The 17,629-nt window shown below is 65.1% G+C and carries 23 protein-coding genes and 1 other RNA gene; 12 read left to right on the top strand and 12 right to left on the bottom strand.

The genetic code is table 11. The features are described from left to right. Positions 1–29: 29 nt before the first annotated feature. Positions 30–626, top strand: coding sequence for a hypothetical protein (locus SJY18_RS01320; RefSeq protein ID WP_396668154.1), 597 nt, complete (start codon positions 30–32; stop codon positions 624–626). Positions 627–755: 129 nt separating this feature from the next. Further along, complete coding sequence (locus SJY18_RS01315; protein ID WP_396668153.1) at positions 756–2,081, top strand: flavin monoamine oxidase family protein; 1,326 nt, start codon at positions 756–758, stop codon at positions 2,079–2,081. Between the two features lie 59 nt (positions 2,082–2,140). On the opposite strand, the gene ssrA is transcribed toward SJY18_RS01315, so the two are convergent. Then, positions 2,141–2,509: a transfer-messenger RNA gene (ssrA, locus tag SJY18_RS01310) on the bottom strand. Between the two features lie 186 nt (positions 2,510–2,695). On the opposite strand from ssrA, the gene SJY18_RS01305 reads away from it, so the two are divergent. Both SJY18_RS01305 and SJY18_RS01300 read left to right on the top strand, forming a co-directional pair. Next, positions 2,696–3,298, top strand: coding sequence for a hypothetical protein (locus SJY18_RS01305; RefSeq protein WP_396668152.1), 603 nt, complete (start codon positions 2,696–2,698; stop codon positions 3,296–3,298). A 25-nt stretch (positions 3,299–3,323) separates the two neighbouring features. Then, positions 3,324–3,992: an SIMPL domain-containing protein gene (locus SJY18_RS01300; RefSeq protein WP_396668151.1), complete on the top strand. Its 669-nt coding sequence runs from the start codon at positions 3,324–3,326 to the stop codon at positions 3,990–3,992. A gap of 11 nt (positions 3,993–4,003) precedes the next feature. On the opposite strand, the gene smpB is transcribed toward SJY18_RS01300, so the two are convergent. The 4 genes from smpB to prfB all read right to left on the bottom strand — a co-directional run bounded on the left by smpB (position 4,004) and on the right by prfB (position 7,733). Beyond that, a complete protein-coding gene (smpB, locus tag SJY18_RS01295; RefSeq protein WP_337338184.1) occupies positions 4,004–4,480 on the bottom strand; it encodes an SsrA-binding protein SmpB in 477 nt (158 codons plus the stop codon). Between the two features lie 93 nt (positions 4,481–4,573). Beyond that, positions 4,574–5,488, bottom strand: a complete 915-nt coding sequence (gene ftsX, locus SJY18_RS01290) for a permease-like cell division protein FtsX (RefSeq protein WP_337338185.1) — start codon at positions 5,486–5,488, stop codon at positions 4,574–4,576. Continuing rightward, on the bottom strand, positions 5,485–6,564 hold the full coding sequence (gene ftsE / locus SJY18_RS01285) for a cell division ATP-binding protein FtsE (RefSeq protein WP_396668150.1): 1,080 nt from the start codon (positions 6,562–6,564) through the stop codon (positions 5,485–5,487). Before ftsE ends, ftsX begins: the two co-directional genes overlap by 4 nt. Before the next feature lie 59 nt (positions 6,565–6,623). After that, on the bottom strand, positions 6,624–7,733 hold the full coding sequence (prfB, locus tag SJY18_RS01280; protein ID WP_337338187.1) for a peptide chain release factor 2: 1,110 nt from the start codon (positions 7,731–7,733) through the stop codon (positions 6,624–6,626). Between the two features lie 82 nt (positions 7,734–7,815). Here prfB and SJY18_RS01275 point away from each other — a divergent pair, with 82 nt between their 5' ends. From SJY18_RS01275 to SJY18_RS01265, 3 genes are all read left to right on the top strand, one after another. Further along, on the top strand, positions 7,816–9,057 hold the full coding sequence (locus SJY18_RS01275) for an MFS transporter (RefSeq protein WP_396668865.1): 1,242 nt from the start codon (positions 7,816–7,818) through the stop codon (positions 9,055–9,057). A gap of 86 nt (positions 9,058–9,143) precedes the next feature. After that, positions 9,144–9,383, top strand: coding sequence for a hypothetical protein (locus SJY18_RS01270; RefSeq protein WP_396668149.1), 240 nt, complete (start codon positions 9,144–9,146; stop codon positions 9,381–9,383). 58 nt (positions 9,384–9,441) lie between these two features. Next, a complete protein-coding gene (locus SJY18_RS01265; RefSeq protein ID WP_396668148.1) occupies positions 9,442–9,651 on the top strand; it encodes a PLDc N-terminal domain-containing protein in 210 nt (69 codons plus the stop codon). A 15-nt stretch (positions 9,652–9,666) separates the two neighbouring features. Here SJY18_RS01265 and SJY18_RS01260 read toward each other — a convergent pair whose 3' ends face one another. From SJY18_RS01260 to SJY18_RS01230, 7 genes are read right to left on the bottom strand one after another with little or no spacing between them, the layout of a single operon-like run. Further along, complete coding sequence (locus SJY18_RS01260) at positions 9,667–10,125, bottom strand: pilus assembly protein TadG-related protein (RefSeq protein ID WP_396668147.1); 459 nt, start codon at positions 10,123–10,125, stop codon at positions 9,667–9,669. Further along, the gene (locus tag SJY18_RS01255) at positions 10,122–10,604 is read right to left on the bottom strand and encodes a TadE family protein (protein ID WP_396668146.1); all 483 of its coding nucleotides are present in this window, start codon (positions 10,602–10,604) and stop codon (positions 10,122–10,124) included. The genes SJY18_RS01260 and SJY18_RS01255 overlap by 4 nt, the downstream gene beginning before the upstream one ends. Beyond that, positions 10,579–10,989, bottom strand: coding sequence for a TadE/TadG family type IV pilus assembly protein (locus SJY18_RS01250; protein WP_396668145.1), 411 nt, complete (start codon positions 10,987–10,989; stop codon positions 10,579–10,581). The genes SJY18_RS01255 and SJY18_RS01250 overlap by 26 nt, the downstream gene beginning before the upstream one ends. Positions 10,990–10,992: 3 nt before the next feature. Continuing rightward, positions 10,993–11,196 carry a hypothetical protein gene (locus SJY18_RS01245; RefSeq protein WP_337338193.1) on the bottom strand — a complete coding sequence of 68 codons (204 nt, stop codon included), beginning with the start codon at positions 11,194–11,196 and terminating at the stop codon, positions 10,993–10,995. Positions 11,197–11,230: 34 nt separating this feature from the next. Continuing rightward, on the bottom strand, positions 11,231–12,163 hold the full coding sequence (locus SJY18_RS01240) for a type II secretion system F family protein (RefSeq protein ID WP_396668144.1): 933 nt from the start codon (positions 12,161–12,163) through the stop codon (positions 11,231–11,233). Next, on the bottom strand, positions 12,160–13,017 hold the full coding sequence (locus SJY18_RS01235; RefSeq protein WP_396668143.1) for a type II secretion system F family protein: 858 nt from the start codon (positions 13,015–13,017) through the stop codon (positions 12,160–12,162). The genes SJY18_RS01240 and SJY18_RS01235 overlap by 4 nt, the downstream gene beginning before the upstream one ends. Then, positions 13,014–13,268, bottom strand: coding sequence for a hypothetical protein (locus SJY18_RS01230; protein WP_396668142.1), 255 nt, complete (start codon positions 13,266–13,268; stop codon positions 13,014–13,016). The genes SJY18_RS01235 and SJY18_RS01230 overlap by 4 nt, the downstream gene beginning before the upstream one ends. Before the next feature lie 20 nt (positions 13,269–13,288). On the opposite strand from SJY18_RS01230, the gene SJY18_RS01225 reads away from it, so the two are divergent. From SJY18_RS01225 to SJY18_RS01205, 5 genes are all read left to right on the top strand, one after another. Further along, positions 13,289–14,845, top strand: a complete 1,557-nt coding sequence (locus SJY18_RS01225; RefSeq protein WP_396668141.1) for a recombinase family protein — start codon at positions 13,289–13,291, stop codon at positions 14,843–14,845. Between the two features lie 103 nt (positions 14,846–14,948). Then, positions 14,949–15,170, top strand: coding sequence for a hypothetical protein (locus SJY18_RS01220; RefSeq protein WP_396668140.1), 222 nt, complete (start codon positions 14,949–14,951; stop codon positions 15,168–15,170). Positions 15,171–15,645: 475 nt separating this feature from the next. Then, positions 15,646–15,927 (top strand): hypothetical protein, encoded by a 282-nt coding sequence (locus SJY18_RS01215; protein ID WP_396668139.1) that lies wholly within the window; start codon positions 15,646–15,648, stop codon positions 15,925–15,927. A gap of 185 nt (positions 15,928–16,112) precedes the next feature. After that, complete coding sequence (locus tag SJY18_RS01210) at positions 16,113–17,345, top strand: hypothetical protein (protein WP_396668138.1); 1,233 nt, start codon at positions 16,113–16,115, stop codon at positions 17,343–17,345. Further along, positions 17,342–17,554, top strand: coding sequence for a hypothetical protein (locus tag SJY18_RS01205; protein ID WP_396668137.1), 213 nt, complete (start codon positions 17,342–17,344; stop codon positions 17,552–17,554). Before SJY18_RS01210 ends, SJY18_RS01205 begins: the two co-directional genes overlap by 4 nt. The last annotated feature ends 75 nt before the right edge of the window (positions 17,555–17,629 follow it).

Below are 17,629 nucleotides of genomic sequence, written 5' to 3'. Positions count from 1 at the left end.
CCACGATCCCCTCCCCCGGAGACCGCCTCATGTTCACGTCCCGTACTCGCTTCGGCGCGATCACCGCCCTCGCCCTCACAACCGCCATGCTCGCCACAGGTTGCGCGTCAGCCGACGACGCCGCCGAGAGCACCCCAAGCGCTGAAGCCAGTTCCGGAGCAACTCCGACCGCCGGCGAAGTTGACGCGGACAGCACCGCGGACCCCGAGGTGCCCGTGGTGCTTGTCACTCCCACCTGTGAAGAGATGATCGGTGAAAACGTCGTTGATGACTTCATGAGCATCGGATGGACGCCGAAAGCAGAGACGTTCTACCTCGGCAATATCGAGGTAGAAGATGGCGTGCAGTGCATTTGGGCGGACTATTCGGGTGCCCAGAGCGACCAACTGCAGAAGTTCGGCTGGGCGCAGATCGCAGACGAAGACGCCGCTGCAGGCCAGGCCGCGCTCGTGCAGGAGGGCTGGGTGCGCGAAGAAGCACCCGAGGGCATCTACATCACCGAGAACCCAGAGACAGCGTTCGCGCCGGTAGACGGCTATGGCGTCACGTATCTGTTCACCGACGGCATCGTCATTCTCTCTGACACGAAGCAGGGCCTGCTGCTCATCGAATGGCCAAAGAGCTAGTCCTAGTCGGCACCGCGTGCCGAAGGCAGCACATCGCTTCTATTCAGCAGAAATCCCTCGTGCACGGCCCCCACGGGCGCTAGCGTCAGATTGTTGCGGGCGATATCCGTGGCGAGATGAGGGGTGAGCATGCAGAGCGTCGACACGATTGTGGTGGGTGCCGGGGTTGCAGGACTGACCGCCGCGCGGCTTCTCACCGGCGCCGGCAAGCGAGTCGTCGTGCTTGAAGCTCGCGACCGTGTCGGCGGACGCGTCTGGACCGATCGACGCGATGGGCTCATCACCGACCTCGGCGCCTCATGGATTCATGGAACCGTCGACGAGCCGGTGGCGGCAGCCGCAACCGCCTTCGACATGGCGACAATGGAGTTCACGGTCGGCGGCTACCAGCCAGACAGTCGCCCGATTGCCTACTACGGCGTCTCGGGGCAGCGGCTTTCAGATGCTGACGCGCGCCAGTTCGCGTCAGACATTCATGCGGTTGACGCCACGCTTGCAGAGGTGGTGGCCGGCTCTGCGGCGCATGATTCCTACCGCCACGTGACCGACGCTGCGATCACCGCGCAGAACTGGGATGACGAACGAGCGCTGCGCGTGCGCGAGTACATGGAACACCGCTCCGAAGAGCAGTACGGCGCATCGATCGAAGACCTGGCAGCGCACGGGCTCGACGACGATTACATCGAAGGTGACGAGGTGGTGTTTCCCGACGGCTACGATCGCCTGGCGCAACACCTCGCCGAGGGCCTCGACGTGCGTCTCGAACACGTGGTGTTGAAGGTGCATTGGTCGGCGGCTGGAGTCGTCATCTCAACAGATCACGGCACGTTTACAGCGGCCAACTCAGTGATCACCGTGCCCGTCGGTGTGCTGCAGTCCGATGACTTTGTCATAGAACCGGCGCTGCCACAGCCAAACGCTGGGGCGCTTTCGCGCTTGCAGATGAACGCATTCGAAAAGATCATCTTGCGCTTCGAGCACAAGTTCTGGGACTCAGATGTCTATGCGATTCGCCAGCAGGGCCCCGAGGGCCGCCGATGGCACTCGTGGTACGACCTCACCTCGTTGCACGGTGAGCCCACGTTGCTAACTTTCGCTGCCGGCGCCACCGCGCGTGAGATTCGTGGTTGGAGCGAAGCACGGGTAGTTCGATCGATACTCGATCAGCTGCGCCGCCTGTATGCAGACGCTGTCGCCGAACCACGGAACGTGCGCATCACTCACTGGCAAGACGATCCCTTCGCTCGAGGCTCTTACGCCTTCATGAGGGTTGGCTCGACGACGGCAGATCACGATGATCTCGCAACTCCCGTCGGCGGCGTGCTTCACCTCGCGGGCGAGGCCACCTGGACCGATGATCCCGCCACCGTGCCTGCCGCCCTTGCGTCCGGACACCGCGCCGCGTGCAACATCCTTGGCGAACAAGTACCTGTTCGAGAGGTCTGGGGCGGCTGACGTCAAAAAAAAGGGGCGAGTTTCGTACTGAAACTCGCCCCTTCTCTGGTGACAACGGCTGGTGGAGATGGGGGGAATCGAACCCCCGTCCACTGCTGCAAGACTGCGTCTTCTCCGGGCGCATTCTGTGAGAACGTTCTGCTCGGCTCCTACTTTTGTCACAGACACCTAAGTAGACGAGCCCAGTCTGGGAAGAGTCCCGCGTGACGTCCAGACGCCGTCACGCAGCAAGTTCCCTAGATGACGCTGGGATCCGTAGCGGGAACGCCTACGGTCCAACGGAGTTCAGGCTCGCTTATGCAGCGAGGGCGAACTCAGTGCGCTTTGCATCGGCACTTATAGTTTTGCAGAGATCGTTTACGAGATAACCCTGCATCCTCGACCCGCTTCCCGCAGATTCACAGGCAATGTCGAAACCGATCATCCCCGTGACCTCAATTGAGGTGTCCTTCTCTCGAAGGGGCCGTTGTCACGCTGTTGAATTACCAAGGTTGAACTGCTGCGCATGGTTGCCGAAGCATCCAAGCATTTCAGAATACACCCCTTCAGAGACAACGTCGAGTTCTCGCCATAACCTCACGTGTGCAGACCAGACAATCGGGTAGCCTCGGCGAGTGAGCAAGCGAACCATCTGGATAGTCGTGGCCGTCGTCGCCGTGATCGCTGGCATCGTCATCGGCCTTCTCGTTTTCGCAGGCAATGCTGATGACACTGCCACAGCATCACCGACCGCCTCCGCGATGGCAACAGAAACGCGGCTCGCCGCGGAGTCACCCACCCCGACCCTCAGCGCGACACCCACTCCGACACCGACGGCGGTGACGTGCGACACCATCTCTACCGATGACTTTCGCGACATGATGAATGAGAACGGATTCGTGTCGTGGGAGACCACCGGCGAGCAGATAGGTGCCCGGCCGTTCGACGCATTTCCCGACGGCCCGCCGGCCGACCAGATCGTTTGCAGGTGGGGCGACGGGCCAGAGGTCGCCACCGACAACGTCATCGATCTCGCGTGGGCGCCGCTCCCCAGCGCTGATCAAAGCGGCACCCAGGACTATCTGATCAGCCAGGGCTACACGCGCTCACACGACGACGCGACAGTGCTCATCAGCGTTGAAGGCGGCGACGGGTATCTGTTCACCGCCTCCGATGTTCGTTGGGCACCACGGGCGGATTATCTGCAGTACATTCAGTCCCCGGATGCTGCTCAGTAGTGGCCGGAAAAGCTATGGTCGAACCATGAGCGATGTGGTCATCACTGTCAGGGGCGAGCATGAGGCCCGCATCCCACCTGAACTCGCAACAGCGCGTCTCTCCGTGCGTGCCGAGGGCCCAGAACGCGGCCCCCTCGTTGAAAAGATCACTTCACTGACAAAGCCCGTGCGTGACGACCTCGAAGCACGCGATGCCAACGACAGCCTCGTCGAGTGGTCGAGCCAGCGCGTCGCGATGTGGTCAGATCGGCCCTGGTCGGGCGACGGACAACGGCTCGCGCCGGTGCACTACGCGTCAGTGGATTTTGCCGTCGTCTTCTCTGATTTCGCGGCTCTCTCATGGTGGGCGACGGCTGTCATCGAACGTGAGGGCGTCGAATTGCACACCATCGACTGGCGCCTCACCCCGCAGATGCACGCCGCGACCGAGAAAGTCGTTGCATCTTCGGCTGTGCGGCATGCCGTTGAGCGCGCAACTGCATATGCCGAAGCTGTCGGGCTCACCACCGTGAGGCCCGTTGAGATCGCCGACGTGGGTCTGCTCACGCGCAGCGCCGACCCCTCACCCGGCGACGGGCGCCTGATGGCAGCCTCGCTCGATGGCGTGCAGATGGCGGGCGGGCAAGGTCTCAGCCTGCAACCCGCTGACATCGTCGTAGCAGCGAGCGTAGAGGCACGCTTCAGCGCGAACTGACGAAACCCCGGTCAGTCGCCCATGCGGTTTCGGCCGCGCATCGCCCGTTCGGCTTCACGTTTGTCTTCGCGCTCGCGAATCGTCTGGCGCTTCTCAAATTCACGCTTGCCCTTCGCAACGGCGATCTCCACCTTCGCGCGACCGTCAGAGAAGTAGAGCTTCAGCGGCACCAGCGTGTACCCGCCCGCCGAAACAGCGTGCGAGATCTTGACGATCTCCTCTTTATGCAGCAGGAGCTTGCGAATGCGCTTCGAGGAGTGATTCGTCCAGTGCCCCTGCGAATACTCGGGAATATGCACGGCGTCGAGAAAGACCTCGCCGCCGTCTACATAGGCGTAGCCGTCCGAGAGGTTTGCTCGCCCCTGGCGAAGCGACTTCACCTCGGTGCCGGTGAGCACCATGCCCGCTTCGTACGTCTTTTCAATGGCATAGTCATGGCGAGCACGACGATTGGTCGCAATGACCTTTTCCCCGCGTTCCCTGGGCATGCCGACTCCTTGACGTAGTTGAACTGTTTTCGCGCCCCCGCGCGACAGCCCTCCAGCATAGCAAGAGCGCGGGCTCGCGGCGCAGTGGAACTGCTACGCGCGAAGCCAGCGTCTGATCGCAAAGCCTGCCGAAAGCCCTGCCAGCACAACACCGAGCACGATCAGTACAGGAATGACCAGCCAGGCGTCTTCCATGCGTATCCAGGTCGTCACGAAATCGATGCGATTGCGCAAGTACTCATTGACGCCGAAATGCACACCAGCAAGCACGGCAGCACTCGCCAGTATCGAACCGATCAATGCGGCAAAAACCCCTTCAAGAACGAACGGGAGCTGAATAAAGCGATTGGATGCGCCGACGAGCCGCATGATCCCCAGCTCACGCCTTCGCGCATAGGCGGAGAGTCGGATCGTGGTCGCGATGAGCAACACCGCAGCTACCAGCATCAGAACTGCGATGCCTACGGCGATGTAGGTGGCGACCGTGAGCGCGGAGAATAGCGGCTCTAGATATTGCAGCTGATCCAGCACTTCTTCGACCCCAGCGGTGCCCGTAAAAGCTTCGAGAATGATGTCGGAGTCACGCTGATCGATCAGGTTGATCCAGAACGTCTCGTTCATCTGCTCTGGCGCGATCACGCTCGCGTAGTCGTCGCCGAGCAGTTCAATGACGTTGTCGTACGCTTCTTCACGCGTTTCGAAGCGCACGTCACCAATCAGGCTCGAAAGCGCTGCGCCGTCGAGTGTGCTCTGCACCTCATCGATCTGGTCTTGATTGGCAGCACCATCGGCACACGTGGAGGCTTGCGAGATATCGGTGCACATGTAAATGGCGACTTGAGCGCGATCGACCCAGAAGTCTCGCATAGTGCCGATCTGCATTTGCATCAGCATGGCAACGCCAACAAAGGTCAAGGAAACGAACGTCACCAAAACGACCGAGATAACCATCGATACGTTGCGACGCAAACCCGAGAACGCCTCGGACAGCACCAAACCAAACCTCACGACGTCGGCCCCACTTCGCTCTGGTCATCGTCGTGGCCAAGACCGAGCTTGTCGGCCAGGCCCAACTCCGCGACGTCGTACGCGCCGGTGTCATTCTCGGCGGCAAGATCCGCGAGCGAGATCGGGCCCGTCGCAGTCTGTGCCGGCGCTGCCGCATCGACGACCGGACGCGTGGTGCCCCCCGCATCGATCGACGGCTCGGGCTGCGCGTGCTGCGTCGTTGACGCCATGGGTTCGGCTTCGTCTCCAGCGGGTCTGGGCTCGGCGGTCTCGGGCGCAGTCTGGAGCAGCGCGGCCTCAGCCACTTCGCGCTGCACTTCGAGCACGGCAGTGAGCGCAGCCACTGCTGCCGCTCCCCTTTCGGGCAGCGGTGCCAGCGAGGGCAGACCCGATCTGTCGCCGTAGCCGCCGTGGCGCTCATCGCGCATGATCACGCCATGGCGCAGCTCGATGACGCGTCGTTGCATCTGGTCAACGAAGCCTGCTTCGTGTGTCGCCATCACAACGGTCGTACCGCCCGCGTTGATGCGGGCGAGCAGCTGCATGATGTCGACCGAAGTTGCAGGATCAAGGTTTCCGGTTGGCTCGTCAGCGAGTAGCACCTGAGGGCGATTCGCCAACGCACGAGCGATCGCGACGCGCTGCTGCTCGCCGCCAGAGAGTTCGTGCGGAAAGCGCTTCTCCTTGCCTGCCAGCCCCACCAAGGCAAGCACCTCGGGCACCGCCTGTTGAATGAAACCCCGCGACGAGCCGATCACTTGCAACGTGAACGCCACGTTCTGAAACACCGTCTTGTTCGGCAAGAGTCGAAAATCCTGGAACACGGCGCCGATGTGACGACGGAAGTAAGGCACCTTGCGGTTCGACAGGGTCTTCAAGTCGCGACCGAGCACCACAACTCGCCCCTCCGAAGGGACATCTTCACGCAGGATGAGTCGCAGGCAGCTGGACTTTCCCGAACCCGACGCGCCGACGAGAAAGACGAACTCGCCGCGGAGCACTTCGAAGTCGACGTTGTGTAGAGCCGGCTTCGCCGTGCCGCGATATTTCTTGGTGACGTTCTCGAACCGGATCATGGCCTAACGAGCCTAAGCCGCTGTGTGGCTGAGCGCCTGCGCGACACGGAGCTAGCGGATCAATCCTCGATCTTGCGCTTGCGCCAGCGGATTCCCGCGGCGATGAAACCGTCAAGATCGCCATCAAACACCGCAGACGGGTTGTTGACCTCGTGGTCGGTGCGCAGATCCTTGACCATTTGGTAGGGCGCGAGCACGTACGAGCGCATCTGGTCGCCCCAGCTCGCGGTGATGTTGCCGGCCAGCTCCTTTTTCGTCGCCGCTTCTTGCTCTTTTTGAAGCAGCAACAGGCGGGACTGCAGCACACGCATGGCCGCGGCGCGGTTCTGAATCTGTGACTTCTCGTTCTGCATAGACACGACCGTGCCAGTCGGAAGGTGCGTCAGCCGCACGGCGGAGTCTGTCGTGTTCACCGACTGTCCGCCCGGACCTGAGGAGCGAAAAACGTCTACCCGAAGATCGGCTTCGGGAATATCGACCTCGACGGCCTCTTCCATGAGCGGAATCACTTCGACGGCGGCAAAGCTCGTCTGGCGCTTGCCTGCCGAGTTGAACGGGCTCATGCGAACGAGTCGGTGGGTACCCGCTTCAACGCTCAGCGTGCCGAAAGCATAGGGAGCGTCGACCTCGAACGTGGCCGACTTGATGCCGGCCTCTTCTGCGTACGACGAGTCCATCACCGTGACCTTGTAGTTGTGCTGCTCTGACCAACGCAGGTACATGCGCAGCAGCATCTCGGCGAAGTCTGACGCGTCAACGCCACCGGCGCCCGCGCGGATGGTGACCACGGCCGGTCGCTCGTCGTACTCGCCGTCGAGGAGGGTCTGCACCTCGAGTTGGCCCATCACTGCGGTCAGATCAGCCAGCTCTTTGCGCGCTTCATCAGCCGACTCTTCGTCGTCCATCTCGTTTGCGAGCTCGACGAGCACTTCGAGGTCGTCGAGGCGTTGCTGGATCTCGTTGATGCGTTTGAGCTCGCTCTGGCGATGACTCAGTGCGCTCGTGACCTTCTGCGCAGCATCCGGATCGTCCCAGAGATCGGGCACGCCCGCAGCCTCGCTGAGGCGTGCGATTTCAGCGGTGAGTGCGTCGACGTCGACCACGGCGCGGATATCACCGAAGGTCGAGCGCAGCGCCTGGATTTCAGTGGAAAGATCGAAGTCAAGCATGACAGTCCAGACTAACGTGGAAAGCGTGCCAGACCATCGCCAACCCGTGACGGCGCGCGAAGTCCTCTGGGGATTCGGTCCGATGATCTATGGGCCAACGCTGCTATTCGCCCTCGGCGAAGGCGCCATCATCCCGCTGATCCCCGTGATTGCCGCCAAGCTGGGCGCCGATGTCGCGACCGCCGCGCTGGTCGCTTCGGCCCTGGTGATCGGACAGTTGGCAGGAAATCTCCCCGCGGGATGGGCTGTGGCACGCCTCGGTGAACGCATCACAATGGCGATCGCCGGCACTATCGCAATTGTTGGTGCGGTCGCAATGGCGCTCGCACCATCGCTGGGCGTGTTCGCGCTGTCGGTGTTGTTGATCGGTTTCTGCGCCGCGGCGTTCGGACTGGCCCGCCATTCGTTCATGACAACGCGAGTGCCGCTCGCCTATCGTGCTCGGGCCCTGTCACTACTCGGCGGCACTTTTCGTCTGGGCATGTTCGTCGGCCCGTTCGTGGCAGCGGCGCTGCTTGCGATCTTCGGAGACGAGCGCGCCGCGATGTGGTTCTTCGCTGCCTGTCTCGTCGCGACGATCTCGCTGGTACTATTCGGGCCCGACCCAGAGGCAGAGTTCGCAGCGCCGCCGCGACTCGCCCTCCCCTCGAACGATGTCGAGGACACCGGCGAGGTCGTCACGGGGTCCATCCCGACGATGGAGCGCGTCGGGGTCTTTCGAACGATGTGGCGGTACCGCCGACTGCTCTCACGGCTGGGGCTCGCGGCCGCTTCGCTATCGGCTGTTCGCTCTGCGCGCCAAGTCGTGCTGCCGCTCTGGGGCGTGTCGATCGGCTTGGATGCGCAGACCATTGCGCTCGTCGTTGGCATCTCGGGCGCTATCGACTTCGCGCTATTCTATGCCAGCGGTCAGGTGATGGACCGCTTCGGTCGGCTGTGGGCTGCGCTGCCTGCCATGCTGCTGATGAGCGGTGGGTTCATAGCCCTGGCGTTCACGCACGACCTTGACCAGTCAGCGATGTGGTTCGCCATGTTTGCTGCGGTACTGGGCGTCGGCAACGGACTGTCGAGCGGAATCTTGCTGACCCTGGGCGCCGATGTCGCCCCCGCGCAGAACCCCGCCCCCTTTCTTGGCTCGTGGCGCACCCTCACAGACGCGGGCGGAGCGTTCGCACCGCTGCTTGTCTCAGCCATCGCGGCGTTATCGACGCTCGCGGTCGCAACCGGCGCAATGGGAGCAATCGGCGTGCTCGGGGCATTCGCGTTCGCCCGCTGGGTGCCACGCTTCGTGCCACGAGGTCCGGCTGGCGGTGCAAACAAGTGAGCGATGTCATGCAGTTCTGCCAAAGCCGCAATGCATCGCGTCGGTGCACTCGCCCACTGGGCCACCCCGGTCTGCACAAGCATCGAATGGTCATGTGGGTGGATGCTGCCGCCGACCCGCCGCGGTGTCCGGGCTCAGCCGCGCTGGGCACCCCGGTGCCCAGCAGCACGGATGGCTACCCGAACGGCCGGGGGCTATGCATGATCTGCCACCGGTTCGTTGAGATCACCGGTGCCGTGCTCGCCGAACACCGCACGTTCGATCCGGCAGAGACCGCAGATGAGTATGAACGCCGCCGCGAATGGTTCAACACAAATGGCTTCTGAGCATGGCCGAAGTCACTGTCACTGAGGCATGATGGAAGCTGGCGCGAAAGGAACCACAATGACAAACAAGAAAGTCCGCACACCCGCTGGACGCCTGGGATTCGGCGTTCTCACGATCGCACAGCTGGCATTCGCGTTTCTCGCTCTTTGGGATCTTCGCATGCGTCGGGACCGCGACGTGAAGGGCCCCAAGTGGATGTGGGTGCCCGCCATCATGGTGAACTGGATCGGCCCCGCCAGCTACTTCCTCTTCGGCGTCAAGCGCTAGTGCGGTAGTTCCCGCTCAGCGCAGTGCGGTACGACTGGTGGCGGTGGATTCCAGGCCCATACCGTCAGGCACGAACAGTGTCATCACTGGCGGCCGCCAGGTCTGAGCCACGGTGACCCGCGCCGAAATCCCGTCGGGCGATGACGCCTCGACCACGTTGGCCCCCTGACCGACAGCATCCACGAGCACCTGTGCCTCCGCGAGCACGGCCTCCGAACTCAGCTCAGCGATCGCTGCGCCGTCTCGCACCGTCAGTGTGAAGCCATCAGCCGCTGCGATCGCGGCTGCGTCAGCCACCGCGTCCAGACGCTTCTGCGCGATATAGAGACTCGTGGCATCGACGCACACGAGAATCAGCACGATGGCAAGGACGGCATACCCCAGAGTGAGGATCAGGATGCTGCCCTCATCATCGCGCTTGCGTGAGCGCGAGCTCTTCGCGGCGTTCCCCGTCATCTCATCGTGCCCCGTCATCTCGTGGTTCCCCAGAAGCGCGACATTTTCTGTGCCGCCGTCGCTTCGACGGGCACGCTCGCCATCTCATCGAGGCCAAAGATCGACGGCATCATCGGCAGCGTGACCGTGGTGTTCAGCGTGACGATCACCGTTGCGCCCGCTGAAGGGCACGCCGCTGCGACGGGGCGACAATCGAGGGAAAAAACGACCCTGCTCGGCTCCATTCCATACGATTCTGCGACCGATGCGAGTACAAGATTTGCGCTCGTGCGCGCTTCATCGATGTTCGAACTGGTCGCGATCGTGCGCGCGATATGGCGCGCACCTGCTTCGGCACCCAATGTTTGGCCCTGAATCTGCCCGAGCGCAACAATCAGGTAGACCAACGGCACCAGCAGAACGACGCCGACGAGAATGAACTCCAACGCCGCCGAGCCGCCCTCATCATCGAGCAGAGGATCGCTGCGGAGGTCAGTCGAAGGACTCGGCGGGTGCACTCGCCACCACCTCCAGAGAGTGCGGCGCGCCGAAAAGCCCCACAAGCGGAAGGCTCGCCGTGACACGGATCTCTACGGCAGCGTGCCCGAGCGCAGTGGTGGTTCGCACGGTGACATCAGTGGCGTAGTCAGACCCCACCGTACGCGCGACGATCGCACGTGTGCGGCTTGCTCCTTCGCTCAGCGTCGTGTCGGCGAGCGCCGCGTGATAGGCACCTTCCACCGCCGCATCGTGCACGACGTTGCGCACATAGATCGCAAGTCCAAGCTGAAGTACACCGAGCGTGAGCACCGTGAGCAACGCGCCCACGAGCACGAACTCCACTGGGCTCGACCCGCGATCATCATCCGAGACTCCAGCGAATCGGTCGCCCCTGATCAGCACCGATCAGAAGCCTGAAACGCTGGAGATAGCCTGCTCAAAGAGGCCCGCGAGGGCCGGTCCGGCGAGCGCCCAGATCACGACGACCAGCCCGGCAGTCATCAACGTGATCAGCACCCAGCCTGGTACGTCCCCTTGCTCGTCGTCATGCAGGCCTACCGAAGCGCGATAGAGGCGTTCGGCAAGTTTGGTCGAATAGCGATGGATCATTTCTCTCCTTTGGGTTTGGGGGCAGATGCGTTGGTCATCCGATTCCCAGTCGAAGCATGAAGATGCCGGGAAAAACCGCGAACAGCACGCTGAGGGGCAGTATGAGAAACACGAGAGGGACAAGCATGTAGATCTCTTTCTTGCCAGCCCGCTCGATGAGACCGCGTTTCGCCTCTTCACGAGCGTCGAGCGCTTGCGAGTGCAGAACCTGCGCGAGCGGTGCGCCTCTATCGATTGCCGAGACGAGCTGGTTGATTGCGCGCGACGCAGAAGGAATCTCGAGGGAACGCGACAGCGACCCAAGCGAATCTGACAGCGATGACCCCGTCCCCACAGAAACCACGACACCTCTGAGTTCGGCGGTGAACTCGCCAGATCCCACCCCGCTCACGCGACGCAAGGCGTCAAGGATCCCCTCACCAGCGGCCAGGCAAAGAGCGAGAAACTCGAGCACAGTCGGCAACTCATCTTCGATGCGGGCCACTCTCGCGCTCGCCAGCCGACTCAGCCACAGGTCGCACGCGAAAAACCCACCGATCGCGGCCGCCACCGGAATGAGCCCCACGCCCGGATTTCCACGCCCCGCGACAACAACAACCACCGTGATGAGTGATCCTGCAAGTAGGCCCAACACCGCCCAAGTGAGCTGACGACCGCGATACCCGGCAGCATCGACTCGCAGATCCGCCTGTCTCAGCCGGCGAGCAACAGAGGCATCTCCGCCGGCGACACGCGCCAAACGTGCCTTGAGCATGTCCCACAGCTCGCTGAGCTGTCTGCCCCCTGCCGGCCTTGGCGGAGCAATTCCGAGCGGGTCGGTGATGTCGCGGAGGTATGGACCTATGCGTCGAGACAGAGATTGCGCACCCCATCGCGGTGCAATAGACGCCAGCAGGCAGACCCCGATCCCCAGCGCCGATCCTAGGACGATGGCGAAAGCCACGTCGTTCACGAGGACGGGGTTCATCCGAACCACCGCCTGGGTTCCGGCAGCCGCCCGATCCCGATCATCGCCCGGTAGGCAACGAAAGAAACGGCGGCACCCGCGACGATAAGCACCATGCCTTCGGCGCTACCGTACGCACTTTGCCCTTCGGGCCGCGACGCGAGCAAGATGAGGATGACCCACGGCGCGGTGACCCCAAGCACCGCTGCACCGCGAATCCACGATTGCCGCGCCTCGACCTCTGCTCGTAGCCCAGCATCTGCCCGCACTGACTCGGCGAGCGCACGCAACACCGATGTGAGCTCGGTGCCGCCGACCTGGCGCGCCATTCGCAGCGTTTCGACGATGCGGTCCGCAGCTGGATCGGCGAGCGCGACCTTGAGGCTTGCTGCACTGGAGTCAAAGTGCCCCGAAGCCATGATGTCGCGCCGAAACCCCGAGAACGCTGGACGCAGCTCGCTGGGGGCGGAATGCGCTAGTGACGCAACCGCATCGGGAAGGGACATCCCCGCACGCACAGAGGCAATCAGCAGGTCGCAAACGTCGGACCAGAGTGCACGGCGCGATCGCACCAGAGATCCTCGCCGGGCGCGCAACCACGCGAACGGCGCAACGGCACCGACGATCAGCGCGACAGCCGCCAGCGCCAGCACCTGGGTGGTCAGCCAAGCCGTCGCCGCCACCACCGCGGCAAGCGCGATAGCAACCATCACGATTAGCGCTGGCGCCACCCGAGCGAGCCCTGCGTCTTCAAGCAAACGCGAGAGACGTTGCCCTCCGAGGGAGGGCACACTTTCACCGGTAGCAGGCCACATCCAGGGTGAGAACACCAACAGCACCCCGGCGGCCAGCACTGCGCCCCACACGAAGGTCACGTCGCAGCCAATTGGTAGAGAGTTGTCGCTTCGATGACGCCATGGTCCGAATGGGAGGGCGCGATGATCTCGACAACGCGTCTTCTTCCCGACGAGTCCCGATGGCAATGCGCAACCAGGTCTACGCACGAGGCAACTGCGGGAATCACGAAAGCTGAGTCAATGTTGCGTCCCGCAAGCAGCGGGAGAGACGCCAGCTTGATGAGCGCTTCGCGGGCGGAGTTTGCGTGAATCGTGGCAGCCCCGGGCACGCCCGCCGTACTATTGGCACATGTCACCTCGTGCCCAGAAGCCGAAGCGGCGCACCGCCGCGCTCTATCTCCGCCTCAGCGATGCCCGCGACGAGGCAAGCACTTCCATCGATCGCCAGCGCGCCGACCTCACCGCAGAGGCTGAGCGCCGCGGCCTGTCTATTGTCGACGAGCTCGTCGACGACGGCGTAAGCGGTCGCAAGAGCCGCGCCCATGCCGACGAGGCACTCCGCATGCTCCGCGACGCCGAGGCCGACGTGCTTCTCGTATGGAAGTTCGATCGCTGGAGCCGCCAGGGCCTCGGCGCCGTTGCCTCACTCATCGAAGCGCTCGACGCGCGCCCGTCGGCGCTCTTCGTGGCCGTTCACGACGGGCTCAACTCCGATCAGCCCGCCTGGCGCATCATCGCGTCGGTGCTTGCCGAGGTCGCTCGCATGGAGGCCGACTCGACAAGCCTCCGCGTCTCTAGCACCGTGCGCCACCTCAAAGGCGAGGGGCGCTGGCACGGAGGGCGTCCGCCCGTCGGCTACCGCTCCGTGCCGCACCCGAGCGGCGTTGGCCGCGCGCTGGAGCCCGACCCGCACGCGGTCGAGCTCTTCACCGATGCCGCGCGCCGCATCGTCGCCGGAGAGGCGCTTTACGGCGTTACGCGACGTCTCAACGCCAGCGAGCTCAAGCCACCCTCGGCGCCCGCGTGGTCGGTTCAGACTGTGCGCCGTGCCCTCCTCGGTCAATCCATCGTGGGCCGCGTGTCGGTGCGTGTTCCTGGCACCGCCCGCGAGGCACGCAAGTTCGACGTGCTCCGCGACGACGAGGGCAACCCTCGCCAGGTGTGGGAGCCCGTGCTCCCGCTCGACCTCTGGCGCGCTTGCCGTGACGTACTGGAGGAGCGGAACGCCGCTTCACCGATGGCAGGCCGCGAGCGCGCGCCGAGTACCCGCTCTCGGCTCCTGGCAGGTCTCGCCGTGTGCGCACATTGCGACGGTCCGATGCACGTCGGCGTCACGAGCGAAGGCCGCTCCCGGTATGTATGCGCCAAGCGATCCCGTGGCCAGGCGTGCCTCGGCCCGGCCGTCACAGCCGCGCCGCTGGAGGAATGGGTCGAGGCCCGCTTCCTCGCCGCGACGGCGCATATGCCGGTGACCATGCGTGTCACGCACGAGGGGCCAGCCGTCGAGCTCGCCGAGGCCGAGGAGGCCCTCGCGGCCGTCTCGGCGCGCCTCGGCGACCCGGACACCGACGACGACGAGGCCGACCGGCTCGTCGTGCAACAGCGCAAGCTACGGCGCCGCGTGCGCGAGCTCGCCGCCGAGGGACCGCCGCCCGCCGAGGTGGAGCTCGTGGAGACCGGCGAGGCCTTCGGCGACGTGTGGGCCGCCGCCGACGTGGCGCGGCGGCGCGAGCTCCTCGCCGCGGGCATCGACCATGTCGCGGTGCGCGCTGGCAAGCGTGGCGGGCGTCGGTTCGACGAGTCACGCTTCGATATTGTCTGGCGCCCCTCCCCTGCCGAGCTCGGCCTGGTTGCTGACCTAGACGACGACGGCCCCTCACTCGGCCCGGCGTCTCTCCGCGACTAACCCTCCAGCCCCGTGCCTACTTCGGCGCGGGGGCTTCTCTCTTGCTTCGGCTACGATCACGGGCGCGCCTCCCACTGACGAACCCCTCACCAGCGCTGACGTCATGCGCGAAATGAAGAAGCAAGCGCTCGACGTGTTCGGGACACGCGCCAAGTTCGCGGAGCGTCCCGGCGAACGTGACGACACCGTCGGCCGCTACTTCCGCAACGAACGCCAGATGCCGACCGACGTGCTTATCAGCGCCATCGCCGCGTTGGGGGTCACTCCAATGGACTTCTTCGCCAGGGCGTTCGCGACGCGAGCGGTCCCGCCCACCAGGGACTGAGCTTCACAGCCCCGCGTGTAAACGCCGCGAGGAGGCGCCGGGGGCAGGGCGGCGGCCCCGACTGGCGCCGAAGTGGGGCCGTGTGTGTCAGTTCTGTGTAACGTTTCCACAGTTCCGTCCCTTCTCTATTCCCCTTACTAGAGAGAGTCGCCTAGTACCCGGAATAGGTAAGGGACGCAAACGGGCAAACGTTACGCGAAACTGACACGCCCCCGCCAACGGCCCGCCCGCGCCGCCAGTCGGCCGCCCCACCCACGGCGCCCGCTCCCGGCATTGAGCATCCGAGCCTCTGCTGGCGGTCTCTCTTCCTGTCGGGCACCTCCCCGCCCCGCGTGAGCAGGGTGGCGGTCTATAGTGTGCACCCCAAAATACCCGCCGCCGGGCGCTCCCAGCCCGCCCCTCGCCCGCCCCCTTTCAGGCGGGCACTTTCACTAGCCCTTTGCCCGTGACAACACCCGCCCCCGAGAGGAGCGCCATGACCACGCTCTACACCCTGACTTGCGACTCGTGCGGGGGACGCTTTGAAGCCACCCGCGCCGACGCGGTGACATGCGGCTCCACTTGCCGCCAGCGTCGTCACCGGGAGCAGATCGCGGCCCGCGCCGCAACGGCCGCCGCCGCCCTCCTCCACCGGCAGACGGCCGCCGTGGTCGGCCTCACCGCCCCCGGCGTCACCGACGCCGACCGCGCGCACTACCGCCGTGAGCTCGACGCGATTGCCGCCGAAGCTGAGCGCGTCCTACCGCGCGCCGCCTGACGTCTGCCCATAGACCGCGCTCTCTAGCGCACCTCGCCCCGGACTGAGCCCCCGGCGCGAGTGAAAGCCAAGTGGCCCGCCCTCGTTTTGTCCGGTGCGAGGGTCGGGCCGCTTGGTGTATCTGCCTCACGCTCCGCACCCGCGACCGGACCGCCCATGCTCAGGGCGCGCAGAATCTCGGACCCATGACCTCCCGCATTCCCGACGCCGTAAGGCTCTACGCCCGGGCGCAGACCGACCGCTCAGCACGCCCTACGGCGTCCCTCCGCGAGCTCTACGATGCCGCGGCCGAGTGGACGCTCCACGCCCGCGTGCCGAGCGCTCAGCACGTCGCCGAGTACCTTGTCGCGCGCCACCTCACCGACGTCGGCCCCGCCTTCCGCGGCGAGACCGGCCTCGTCATCCGCCGCGACGGCGCCCTCGTGCACCTCCCGGCCGTCGAGCTCCGCGGCATCGTCGCCGACCTTCTCGGCGCCCTGCCCGAGCGTGTGACCGGCCTGCGTGAGCACGGCCGCGCGGACGTCTACCGCGGTCTCCGCGACTTCCTCCGCCTCGCCGACGAGGCCGAGGTCGCCGAGTACCTCGGCGCCGTGACCGCGGCCGTCGGCCCGGCGCTCAAGCCCGCCCCGGTCGCCAAGCCCAAGCGCGAGCGCCCGGCGCCAAAGTCGACCGCCGAGCGCGTCTCGGCGCACCGCGTCCGCCGCGCCGAGTGGGAGCGCGAGACGGTCACCGCCTTCCTCGCCGACCGCATTACATGGGGCGACGCTGAGCCCATCGTCCGCACCGACCTCCTCACCGAGCTCGCCGAGTTCACCGAGGCCGCTCTCGACGCCTACGAGAGCGAGCGCGAGGCCCTCCAGGCTCGCCGTGACGCCCGCGATATGGAGCTCGACGCTTACGAGACCGAGCTCCAGCGCTGGCGCGACGAGCGCGACTTCGGCGACGGCTTCCTCGCCCCGCGTCCCGAGCGCCCCGACCTCGACGCGCCGGTCGACGAGTGGCCCGAAGTTGCTGAGGAGGAGGGCTACCCGCTCCGCCCCGTCGAGGTCGGCCGTAACCGCGCGCTGGCGCTCTTCGCCGAGCTCGGCGTCGACACGCACCGCACCCGCGAAGGCCGCTTCCACATACTCCCCGAGTCCATCCGCACGGCACCACGAGAGGACACCGCCGCCATGCAAGAGACATCCGAGGTCATCCGCGACCGTGCCGACGCCTACCGCGAGGAGGCTGACGCCATGGCCTACCGCAACACCGAGACCGAGCGCGAGCTCGACCTCTTCGAGCGCCGCCTCGCGCTCCTCCGCTCCGGCGACCGCGTCGGCGCTCTCACGCTCCAGCGCGAGACCCTCGCGGCGACGGGCACCGAGGGCCGCGTCATCGACGCCGCCGACCGCTTCCGACGAAAGGCCACGCCATGACCGACGCCCAGCGCAAGCGCATCGCCCGTGCGGCCTCCGCCTTCCACGTGCCGCGCCAGATCGCGCGCGAGCTCCTGGCCCTGCCGACGCCGACCCGTAACGAGCTCCTCGCCGAGCTCGTCCGCGTCGGCCCCGGCGCCGTGTTGGCGTACACCCGCACTCAGCCGAGCCTCCCGACGCACCAGCTCACGCGCCTCCGCGGCGTGTAAACGTGCCCGCCGCCGTCCCCAATCCAGTTGCGCGGATGCCGCGGCGGCGGGCACCCCTCTGCCCTAGTTCCCGGC

Origin of the sequence: Microbacterium sp. R86528 (assembly GCF_044596335.1) — a bacterium.
Taxonomy (GTDB): Bacteria; Actinomycetota; Actinomycetes; order Actinomycetales; family Microbacteriaceae; genus Microbacterium; species Microbacterium marmarense.
This window is presented reverse-complemented; position numbering and strand designations above follow the sequence as displayed.

Bases quoted from the DNA above. Each gene is read 5' to 3' on its own strand.
- SJY18_RS01270 (WP_396668149.1), top strand. From the start codon at position 9,144: ATGGTCATGTGGGTGGATGCTGCCGCCGACCCGCCGCGGTGTCCGGGC.
- SJY18_RS01315 (WP_396668153.1), top strand. From the start codon at position 756: ATGCAGAGCGTCGACACGATTGTGGTGGGTGCCGGGGTTGCAGGACTG.
- SJY18_RS01240 (WP_396668144.1), bottom strand. From the start codon at position 12,163: ATGAACCCCGTCCTCGTGAACGACGTGGCTTTCGCCATCGTCCTAGGA.
- SJY18_RS01220 (WP_396668140.1), top strand. From the start codon at position 14,949: ATGCGCGAAATGAAGAAGCAAGCGCTCGACGTGTTCGGGACACGCGCC.
- SJY18_RS01265 (WP_396668148.1), top strand. From the start codon at position 9,442: ATGACAAACAAGAAAGTCCGCACACCCGCTGGACGCCTGGGATTCGGC.
- SJY18_RS01320 (WP_396668154.1), top strand. From the start codon at position 30: ATGTTCACGTCCCGTACTCGCTTCGGCGCGATCACCGCCCTCGCCCTC.
- prfB (WP_337338187.1), bottom strand. From the start codon at position 7,733: ATGCTTGACTTCGATCTTTCCACTGAAATCCAGGCGCTGCGCTCGACC.
- SJY18_RS01215 (WP_396668139.1), top strand. From the start codon at position 15,646: ATGACCACGCTCTACACCCTGACTTGCGACTCGTGCGGGGGACGCTTT.
- SJY18_RS01210 (WP_396668138.1), top strand. From the start codon at position 16,113: ATGACCTCCCGCATTCCCGACGCCGTAAGGCTCTACGCCCGGGCGCAG.
- SJY18_RS01225 (WP_396668141.1), top strand. From the start codon at position 13,289: ATGTCACCTCGTGCCCAGAAGCCGAAGCGGCGCACCGCCGCGCTCTAT.
- smpB (WP_337338184.1), bottom strand. From the start codon at position 4,480: ATGCCCAGGGAACGCGGGGAAAAGGTCATTGCGACCAATCGTCGTGCT.
- SJY18_RS01275 (WP_396668865.1), top strand. From the start codon at position 7,816: ATGATCTATGGGCCAACGCTGCTATTCGCCCTCGGCGAAGGCGCCATC.
- SJY18_RS01260 (WP_396668147.1), bottom strand. From the start codon at position 10,125: ATGACGGGGCACGATGAGATGACGGGGAACGCCGCGAAGAGCTCGCGC.
- ftsE (WP_396668150.1), bottom strand. From the start codon at position 6,564: ATGATCCGGTTCGAGAACGTCACCAAGAAATATCGCGGCACGGCGAAG.
- SJY18_RS01205 (WP_396668137.1), top strand. From the start codon at position 17,342: ATGACCGACGCCCAGCGCAAGCGCATCGCCCGTGCGGCCTCCGCCTTC.
- SJY18_RS01245 (WP_337338193.1), bottom strand. From the start codon at position 11,196: ATGATCCATCGCTATTCGACCAAACTTGCCGAACGCCTCTATCGCGCT.
- SJY18_RS01300 (WP_396668151.1), top strand. From the start codon at position 3,324: ATGAGCGATGTGGTCATCACTGTCAGGGGCGAGCATGAGGCCCGCATC.